Annotated in this window: 10 protein-coding genes and 1 rRNA gene; 2 read left to right on the forward strand and 9 right to left on the reverse strand. The window is 72.5% G+C overall.

Annotated elements, in window-relative coordinates:
- Positions 1-22 precede the first annotated feature (22 nt).
- The 9 genes from ABZ809_RS03590 to ABZ809_RS03630 form a co-directional block, all read right to left on the reverse strand.
- The gene (locus tag ABZ809_RS03590) at positions 23-823 is read right to left on the reverse strand and encodes an AAC(3) family N-acetyltransferase (RefSeq protein ID WP_357560779.1); all 801 of its coding nucleotides are present in this window, start codon (positions 821-823) and stop codon (positions 23-25) included.
- Positions 814-3159 (reverse strand): FxsB family cyclophane-forming radical SAM/SPASM peptide maturase, encoded by a 2346-nt coding sequence (locus ABZ809_RS03595; RefSeq protein ID WP_357560780.1) that lies wholly within the window; start codon positions 3157-3159, stop codon positions 814-816. The genes ABZ809_RS03590 and ABZ809_RS03595 overlap by 10 nt, the downstream gene beginning before the upstream one ends.
- 242 nt (positions 3160-3401) lie before the next feature.
- Positions 3402-4304, reverse strand: a complete 903-nt coding sequence (locus ABZ809_RS03600; protein WP_357560781.1) for a DUF4231 domain-containing protein — start codon at positions 4302-4304, stop codon at positions 3402-3404.
- 67 nt (positions 4305-4371) lie between these two features.
- Positions 4372-4818, reverse strand: coding sequence for a SitI3 family protein (locus ABZ809_RS03605; RefSeq protein ID WP_357560782.1), 447 nt, complete (start codon positions 4816-4818; stop codon positions 4372-4374).
- A gap of 12 nt (positions 4819-4830) precedes the next feature.
- On the reverse strand, positions 4831-5217 hold the full coding sequence (locus ABZ809_RS03610) for a hypothetical protein (RefSeq protein WP_357560829.1): 387 nt from the start codon (positions 5215-5217) through the stop codon (positions 4831-4833).
- 197 nt (positions 5218-5414) lie between these two features.
- Positions 5415-5942 carry a DUF6244 family protein gene (locus tag ABZ809_RS03615; protein WP_357560783.1) on the reverse strand — a complete coding sequence of 176 codons (528 nt, stop codon included), beginning with the start codon at positions 5940-5942 and terminating at the stop codon, positions 5415-5417.
- Between the two features lie 194 nt (positions 5943-6136).
- Positions 6137-7195 carry a tryptophan--tRNA ligase gene (gene trpS / locus ABZ809_RS03620; RefSeq protein ID WP_357560784.1) on the reverse strand — a complete coding sequence of 353 codons (1059 nt, stop codon included), beginning with the start codon at positions 7193-7195 and terminating at the stop codon, positions 6137-6139.
- An 85-nt stretch (positions 7196-7280) separates the two neighbouring features.
- A complete protein-coding gene (locus tag ABZ809_RS03625) occupies positions 7281-7457 on the reverse strand; it encodes a hypothetical protein (protein WP_357560785.1) in 177 nt (58 codons plus the stop codon).
- A 44-nt stretch (positions 7458-7501) separates the two neighbouring features.
- Complete coding sequence (locus ABZ809_RS03630; protein ID WP_357560786.1) at positions 7502-7951, reverse strand: PRC-barrel domain-containing protein; 450 nt, start codon at positions 7949-7951, stop codon at positions 7502-7504.
- Between the two features lie 177 nt (positions 7952-8128).
- On the opposite strand from ABZ809_RS03630, the gene ABZ809_RS03635 reads away from it, so the two are divergent.
- Both ABZ809_RS03635 and ABZ809_RS03640 read left to right on the forward strand, forming a co-directional pair.
- Positions 8129-8392, forward strand: a complete 264-nt coding sequence (locus ABZ809_RS03635) for a hypothetical protein (protein ID WP_357560787.1) — start codon at positions 8129-8131, stop codon at positions 8390-8392.
- A 663-nt stretch (positions 8393-9055) separates the two neighbouring features.
- A 16S ribosomal RNA gene (locus ABZ809_RS03640) occupies positions 9056-9146 on the forward strand; the annotation flags it as partial.

Raw genomic sequence — 9146 nt, forward strand, 5'->3', positions numbered from 1 at the left:
CCACCCTCCGCTGCCCCGCCCGTTACGGCCGGTGCTCATCCATCCATCCCCGGGCGAAGTCGACGGCCGTCCGCAGGCCCACCAGCCGGCAGTCGGCGCTGCCGACCCGGCCGACCCGCACGGGCCCGGCCTCCGTGAGGGCCCGGCCGATCAGCGGAAAGTCGGTGTCGTCGAGGTTCGGGGCCCGGAAGTCCCGCCGGACCCGCCGCCCGTCCGCGTCGCGCACGTAGCACCGGTACGCCCGGTCGGCGGGCGGCCGACGCAGGCGGTATTCGGCCAGGTGGAACGCGGTGCAGACGGACCAGTCGACGCCGAGCAGCAGCACCATGGCGTCGGCGGCGTAGAGCGCGCCGAGGGGCGAGCGGTCGCCGAGGTGACAGTCGAGATCGTGGACGGCGGTCAGCCCGGCCGCGCCGGGGCCGAGGGCGGCGAAGGAGGTCTGCGGGTGTCGGCTTCGCGACGCTCCCGGCTGCCGGCGTACGTGCTCGGCGAAGACGCCCATCCCCTGGACGGGGCTGCGCTCCGGGTCGAAGGGCGCGATGGCCGCCTCCGCCGCCGCGACCTCGGCGGGCGTCAGGCCGGCTGTCGCCGCCCGGAACAGCCGCGACGTCGTGGAGTTGCCGGCCGTCTGCGCCGGTACGACCACCGTGCCCGCCTCGCCCAGCACGTCCCGCAGGGCGGCCAGCAGGCCCGCCGGGCCGCCCGCCACCCGCCCGACCCGGGAGAGGGCGCAGTGCACCAGCACGGTGGCCTGCGGCGGCATCCCGAGCGCGCGCAGGTCGGCCGCCAGCGCCGCGCGCCGGAGCGCGGCGGTCACGGCCATCCGTCCACCGTGGCGCGCATGCCCTGGACGAACCGCTCGCCTGCCGCGGTCAGGACGTCGAGGTCGAGCAGGGCGTCGACGGCCGTGTCTGTCCAGGCCCGGTAGCGACGGTGGTGGCCCTCGGCGGCGGGACCGGGCCGGTGTCGCCACACGTCGGCGACCGCCAGGTGGGCGTAGACGCCGTGCAGCACGCCCCTCACCGGGCAGGGTTCCTCCCGCCAGGGCACGCTCAGCGTCCGCGTGTCGTCGGGGTCGAACAGGTCGCAGACGTCCAGCACCGCGCTGAGCTTGAGGTGCTGCACCTCGTGCACCAGCAACACGGCGAGGGCGGCGTCGTCGGGTACGGCGGTGACGGCCACCGCGCCGAAGGCGGTGCCGGCGGCGGCACTGCGGGACCGGCCGGTCGGCTCCGTGCGCAGCGGCACGACGGCCCGCAGCAGGATGCGCACCCCCGCCGCGTATCCGGCGGTCTCGGCGTCGATCCGCCGGACGGCGCGCTCCAACTGCCGCACCCACCGCTGCGCGGCGGCGGCGGACAACCGGGGCTCGACCGGCAGGTCGTAACAGTCCCGGTACGGATCGGTGTCCTCCAGCAGAAGCCGGACGCCGTCGCCGTGGACCGGCCGCACCGGCAGCCAGCCGTCCGGGGCGTCCTCCCGGGCCGGGTCGCTGCCCCGGCCGGCGTCGGCGGTCACCCGGCGGACACCGACCCGGACCTCTCCGTCGTCGGTGACGAGCCGGACGACGCCCCGCTCGGGGCCGACGGCGAGCGCGCCGAGCGTCGGCAGGCTGACCACCCCGTCGCGGACCGGGACGGGCAGGTCGGCCCGGACCCGGGCGCGGACGGCGGCGGCCGCCGCCACGCATGCCAGGTGGGACAGCTCGGCCGCCCCGTCCCGGCACCGCCGGGCCCACCAGCGGACGAACGGGTGAGCCAGCACGGCACGGACCGCGCCCGGGTGGGTGTCGTCCAGGTGGACCAGCAGCCGCCACCCCTCGGCCGCGACCGGGTCGCTCGCGGCCCGCTCGCTGAGCGCGACCAGCAGGGCGCGCACCAGCGCCAGGTGCACGTCGGCGAGTTGCTCCGCCGAGCCCGCCGTGCCCGTGCCGGAGGCGAGGTCGTCGAGGACCTGAGGGCTGAGCGAATCGGCTGGGCGAGGAGGCTCCTCGGCGGCCGGTGCCGTCGTCACCACCCGGACGAGCTTCAGCAGGTCGGCACAGTAGGCGGACGGATTGTCGAAGCCGTCGCCGGCGCGGTACCGGTGGGCGTAGAGCCCGCCGCCGCAGTGCCTGACCACCGGGCACGCGCGGCACGTCCCGCAGAGCCCGGCCAGCCCGGTCTGCCGGACGGCGATCGCCGGGTGGGCCGCGGCGTCGTCCACCCGGTGCCGGAAGACGTCCAGCCCGGTGGCCGCGGCGCCGTCGAAGGCGGACTTGAGCGAGTCGACCTGCTCGAACGTGCCGTCGGTCTCGACGACGACCAGGTCGGCGGGGCCGAGCCCGACCGCCTCGCTGTGGCTGCCGTGCCCGGCCGCGGTGGCGAGCAGGGACTCCAGCAGGCGGATCGGCACCGGACGCCCGTCGGCCAGCCAGCGTCGGTGGACGGCCAGCAGCCAGTCGGCGTACGGCGTGGCGAGGCCGTCGGGGCGGAAGGGTGGGCTGTCCCAGTTGGCGTGCGGCAGCAGGAAGTCGATGCGTGGCGGCTCCTCGGCCAGCAGCGCCTCGTACACCCGGATCGGGTCGTTGGTGAGGTCGACCGTGCACAGGATGCCGGCGTAGCTGCTGCGGTAGGCGGGACTGCGCAGCAACGCCAGCGCCCGCAACACCTGGTGGTGACTGCTGGCCCCGTTGGCGTGGCGACGGTGCCGGTCGTTGGCGGCCCGGTCGCCGTCGAGCGAGATCCCCACCTTCACGTCGCGGGCGACCAGCACGTCGCAGATCGCCGGGGTGAGCAGCACCCCGTTGGACTGCATCCGCAGGTCGAGCCGGGTCACCGGGCTGATGACGCGCCGCAGGGTGGTGGCGGTGGCGTCGAGCCGGGCGGCGCCGGCGAGCAGGGGTTCACCGCCGTGCAGGACCACCCGTACGGCGTCGAGGCCGTGCGTGGCCGCGTGCTCCGCGATCCGCTCCGCGACGGCCAGCACGGTGGCGGGGGCCATCATCCGGGGCTGGCGCCGCCAGGACTGGTCGGGGTGTTCGTAGACGTAGCAGTGGTCGCAGGCGAGGTCGCAGCGGCTGGCCAGCTTGAGCACGTACTGGGTCAGCGGCGCGACGCGCCCGGTCGGCTGCCCGCCCGGCCCGGCTGGCTCAGATCGCAGAGTTGAAGGCCGCGACATCGACACGGGCCGGGCGGTCCTCCCTGTGGCCGGTCACGCGGGCGACGGACCGGGCCCTGTCGAGAGGGATCCGACCGAGCGGGGTGCGCCGGATGTCGTCCAGTGGCGGCGGGGTCGGATCGGGCTGGAATGCGGTGCGATCCACGTCGGTTCCCCCATTTTGGGTCGGGAGTGGACGGATACCCACCCACGGCGACGGTAATGACGACTATCGACGATGCTATATGGCACTGCGTGTGATGTCACTGCTGCACAGCGCCATCCTGCTCGATCATCTTCGCCATCCACCCCTCGTTGGACAACGAGATGATCCGCTCCGCCTCGGCGACGAACGCGTCGTCGTCGATCCAGCCCCGCCCCGCCTCGCGGGTCACCCGCAGCCGGGTCAGCTGATCGGCGGTGCGGGCGTACTCGATCTGCTGGTGCTCGTACTGCTGGGCGGACCCGTAGCCGACCAGTGCCGTGGTCACGGCCGCCGCGACACCGATCCAGGCGGTCAGCCCGAGGTTGTCGCCGAGCACCCCGACCGTCGCGGAGAGCAGGGCGGCGGCGACCGTGAGCGCCGTGGTCGCGTACCGGACCCGTTGCGCGGCCTTGGCCGTCCGGCGGGCCGCCGGCAGGTAGTAGACGTCGACCTGCCGCTGGAGCCGTTCCGTCACGTACGTCGCCACGTCCGAGACCGCCGGCAACGGCCGGGCGGGCGGCACCGCGCCGAGGGTGCGGCCGACCAGGTCGCCGGCGTCGTCCGTGAGGGCGTTGAACCGGCCCAGCAGGACGACGTCCCGGTCCGTGCCGCCGAACGGCGCGACCCCGGCGAGGTACCGGTAGGTGTCCGCCTTCAGGGCCTCGGAGACCGAGCGGAGCCGGGTCCACGTGTGCACCGCGTCCCGGGACGCCCACCGGGCCGCGAGCGGCACCAGGAGCAGTGCCGCCGCCGCGACGATCGCGAACGCCCGGCCCACCCCGGGACGCGCCGGCCCGAGCTGGCTGGCGAGGGTGCCGAGAACGGCGGCGCCCACGGTCAGCGCGGCGACCGTCAGGCGCGCCCGGGTGATCGCACGCTTGGCCTGGCCGGCCGCTCGTGACCAGGCGGCCTGCCGCTGCCATACCACCGTTACCGCCGCCGGGGTATCGAAGTTCGCCACGATCGGATGGTAGGACGCCCGCGCTCGCATCCAGGCCCAGCGGCGCGGCGCCGATCGGGCGACAGGGTCAGCGCGGCAGGACGGCGTCGTACGCCTCGTCGTACCAGTCGGCCTCGTTGTGCCGGCGGATCGTGCCACCCACCCGGGTCAGCATCAGCCAGTTGTCGTTGAGCACCAGCGCCGCGTCCTCGGGCCGGCTCGCGAGTATCCGGCCCACGGTCCGCACCATGTGCGGCCTGCCCTTGTCGGCCAGGGTGTCCTTGCGCATGTGGAAGGTTACGTCGACATAGGTCGACGGCTCCCACTCCCACAATGCGCCGTCGTCTTCCGCCTCGTAGTAGCCGTGACTGCCCGAGGTGATGCCGACCACGAATCCGCACTCCTCGTTGAGATTGGCGCTGAGTAGGCGGTTACCGGCCGGTGTCGGTGTTTCGGCGGCGCCAGGAGCGGCGATGTCGGCCACCTGCTCCAACGGAACATCGCCGGAGAGCGTCAGTCGATAGGTAACGGACATGTGTCAGGCCTTTCAGCTCCGCCGTGCGATCTGCACGATCGTGCCGTCCCGGCTGACCGCCACGAGTTCCTTCAATCCCGTTACCGGCCAGTCGTCGAACTGTTTCTGCAGGGCGGTGAGGTCCCCGCGCCAGTCCTTGAGGTTCAGCACCACGCGTTGCGTCTGAGCGTCGGTGATCTTCCTTGTGACCGCGCTCCCGATGGCTCGGACCGAGGTGCCGGGAGCGGGAGCGTAGCAATCGAAGATATGGCCTTCGATCAGGTAGTCCGGTGATTTTTCCAGGTCGACGATATCGCCGGTGGCCAGCCCCGCGGCCGCGACCTCCTGCTTCGTCGGGTTCTGGTGTACCCGGTAACCCTTGTCGGCGACCCTGTCGGCGCCCTCGTTCTCCAGTTCCAGCGCGCGACGTTCGTTCGGTTTCTCCTTGGCCGGGATCCGGGTGCGAGGCCCGGTCGGTGAGCCGCCCAGGATGCCGGTGGCCGGCCTGGTCCAGGGCGTGGGGCCGTGGCCGGCAGGTGCGGTGTCTCCGGGCGCGGGGACGGTGCGGGCCGGCGCGGCCGTGGTGGGGCTGGTCGGTGTGCTGCCGCCAGCCCCGGTCAGTTTCCCGCCGAACCCAACTGCCGGGCTTCGGCGGTCGCCGTCTCGACGGACTGTCTCGCGGTGACGGTGCGCTGGACCACCAGCGTCAGCACCTGCCTGATGCTCTCCAGCGACTGCACCAGCGGCCCGGGCTGACCGCCGTGCAGGATCGTCGTGACGAGCTGCCGGGCCTCGCCGACCTGGGCGATGGTGGCGCCGGCGGTGTCGCGGATGCCGTCGATCCCGCTCCGGACAGGTGCCAGCCCTGTGATCGTCTCGTGCGGGCTGGCCTCCTGCGGCACAGCGGCGGTCGCCTTCGTGGCCTCGCCGATCGTGGTGGCGAGGCTGCCCAGGCCGCCCCGGATTCCCGAGATGGCGTCGCGTACCCGGGAAAGGCCGGCCGCCACGGCGGCGAAGCCGGCGCCAGCGGCGCGCAGGGCCACCTCCTGCGCCTGGTTGTCGGCGGCGGCCGCCAGTGCCTGTGCCCGCTCGACGCCGGTCGCCAGCGCCCGGAGGTCCCCGGTGATCTTCTCGATGTGCGACACGCTGCCGACTTCCCCGATCGCAGACGGTGGAGATGCTCGAAGCTGCAACCTAGCGACAACCGCTCGCGCCCACCAGGCCACGAGCGCCGGCAGGGGCCGGGACGCGCCCCGATCGGCGGATCGCAGGGCCGCCAGGCCGGCCCGGAACCGCGAGCGGTCGGTGGCTCCGGGCCGGAGGGCTGGGCGTACGACCCTCAGGCCGGCGTGCCCACGGCCTTGCGGCGCCGCTCGGCCCGGCGTCGCACCCGGGTGTACGCGGCGGTCAGCCCCATCGCCCGGCGGACCTCGACGAGCGTCTGCCGCACCTCCCGGCGGGTCCGTTCGGTGCCCTCGACGATCAACTCCTCCACCAGGCCCGGATCGGCCTCGATCCGCGCCCGGCGTTCCCGGATCGGGTCCAGGAAGCGGTTGAGCGCGACGGCCAGCTTCTCCTTCACCTCCACGTCGCCCACCCGCCCGGCCCGGTAGCGTTCCTTGAGGTCGTCGACCTGGCCGCGGTCCGGGTTGAAGACATCGTGGTACGCGAAGACCGGGTTTCCCTCGACGGTGCCGGGCACGTCGGCGCGGACCCGGTTCGGGTCGGTGTACATCCCCATCACCGCCCGGCGCACCGTCGCCGCGTCGGCGGAGAGCGGGATGGCGTTGCCGAGGCTCTTGCTCATCTTCGCCCGGCCGTCCGTGCCGACCAGCGTCGGCGTCTCGGACGCGATCATCTCCGGCACGGGGAACACCTCCCCGTAGAGGTGGTTGAACCGCCGGGCGATCTCCCGGGTCACCTCCACGTGCGCCGCGTTGTCCTTGCCGACCGGGACGACCTGCCCCTTCACGCAGAGGATGTCGGCGGCCTGGAGCACCGGATAGCCGAGCAGCCCGTACGGCATCTCCTCCTTGCCGGCGTCGCGGGCCATGTCCTTGAGCGACGGCACCCGTTCCAGCCGGGGCACCGTGACCAGGTTCTGGAAGAGGGTGTTCAGGTCGCCGACCTCCGGGATGGCTGACTGGAGGTAGAACGTGGCCCGTGCCGGGTCGACGCCGGCGGCCAGGATGTCGGTGACCATCTCGCGGGCGTTGACCGCGACCCGCTCGATGTCCTCGCGGGTGTTCCGCGTGGTGAGCATGTGCAGGTCGGCGATGATGAAGAAGCTCTCGTAGCGCTGGTGCAGCCGCACCCGGTTGGCGATGCTGCCGACGTAGTGGCCGAGGTGCAGTCGCCCGGTGGGGCGGTCCCCGGTGAGCATCCGTGGGACGGACATGGTGGTACGCCTTTCGTGCGTGGTGGACGAGGTGTGCGCGGGCGCGCGCCGACCGGGGATTGCACCCGGGTCGGTCGGGGTCGGCTCAGTGCGCCGACCGCCATCGCGCGCCGTCGCGGAACCGCAGTCCACCGGCACGAAGTACGTCGATCATCCGCTCACGGCCGTCGCCGGAGCTGGTGGGAAAGGTGGTCACGGCACCGAGCGGGAGGCCGTCGACCGGGTCGACGACCTCCGGCGCGTAACTGACCGGCCGGACCATGCCCCCACGGTAGTCGGTCGTCCGCCCCCGGCGGGGTCCCGCGCTCAACCCTGCCGGTAGCTCTCCCGGTAGTAGTCGCCGACCCGGTCCCGGTAGCCCGGCTCGCCGTACGCGTCGGGGTCGAAGGCCGGCGACTCCTTCACCTGGTCCCGGGTGCGGTCCACGTGCACCGTGCGGTCGAGATGGTCCACCCGGGTCACCGTGCCGGCCGGTAGCAGCACCTTGCGCCCGAAGATCCACGGCCCGGTGTCCACCACCAGCCAGCGCGCGTCGGTGTCGTCGCTGGCCCCGTCGACCGAACCGATCCGCCCGTCGGTGGCCTCCACCCGGTAGCCGACGAGGTCGACCGGGGTGCCGGGGCCGGGGGCGTCCGGTCCGTCGTCGGTGCGCTCCGGACCGTCGGGCGGCGTCGCGTCGGGGGTCGTTCCGGTGTACCCGCCAGCGAGGGCGGACGGGTCGCGCCACGCCCAGGGATTGAATGTCGACGGTTGCACGGGTCACCTCCGATGACGGTCTGCCCGGTCGCGGGAACAGTGCCCGGCCCGCGGCTCCGGGAAACAGCCCGGCGATCTGCCGGCGGCCCGGGCAGCGGGGAGGCCGACCACACCCTGTGGGTCCGCCCGCCCGCGATCACGAGGGGCATCCCGTCGGCGCTGGCATACTCGGCACCCATGGTGTTGTCGCGTGGCTGGGCGCTCTTCCTTACCGGGGTCGGGGTCTGGACCTGGGTGATCTGGCCGAGGTTCGCGGTCGCCATCTGGCAGGACCCGCGTGCCTGGTCCACCGGCACGGTCGGTGACTTCCCGGCCACCGGTTTCCTCTGGATCCATGCTCTGTTGATCGGGGCGTCCCTCGCCATCGGCACCACCGTCGGCGTGCTCGGCGTACGCGGCTGGCGGGCGGCGGGCCGGCGGGCCGACCGAGTGGAACCCTGACCAGGGAAGATAGCCGGCCGGGAATGGTGTGACCGGGGCCGCTACCCCCCGATTTGACGTTCAAACCCGCAGACGCGTAACTTTCTCTCTGCCAGCGCGGAACGGGGCGAACGGGGCGAAAGTCCAGAAGCAACCGCCAAGCTGGTGCCAGGTCGGAGGAGGAACCACTCTCCAACGATGGGGCCCCGGGCGGGGCTCGCCGGATCTGCCGCAAGGCGGATTTGGCGCAGCGGAGCCGACCGGGTAAGGTTCACCGCCGGTAGGAAACCGGGCGAGCTCGCGGGCATCCGCAGAGCGGCCGGTCTACCGAATCCGATGATCAACCGAAGCGGTCCGCCGCTGCGCGCGCTCATGGGAGCCAACCCGTACGAAGCATGACAGACCGGGGCAAACGGTTTGACACGGCGGAGACGGTGAGGTAACGTAGTAAAAGTGCCCGGCGCGAGAGTGGCGGGCAAGCGAACGAAATGCCCCAGGCTGGGGCTCCACGGTGTGGGGTTTCTGGTGTGGTGTGTGGTTGTTCTTTGAGAACTCAACAGGGTGCTTGATAAGCCAGTGCCAATTGTTTTATACCCCGGGCTGGCCGAATCCTTTGTGGTTTGGTTGGTCTTGGATTCCTTTGGCAACATTTGTTTGTTGCTGGGACAGTTTTTCAACAGGTTTTTGTTGGAGAGTTTGATCCTGGCTCAGGACGAACGCTGGCGGCGTGCTTAACACATGCAAGTCGAGCGGAAAGGCCCTTCGGGGTACTCGA

Origin of the sequence: Micromonospora sp. NPDC047074, from assembly GCF_040643815.1 — a bacterium.
Taxonomy (GTDB): domain Bacteria; phylum Actinomycetota; class Actinomycetes; order Mycobacteriales; family Micromonosporaceae; genus Micromonospora.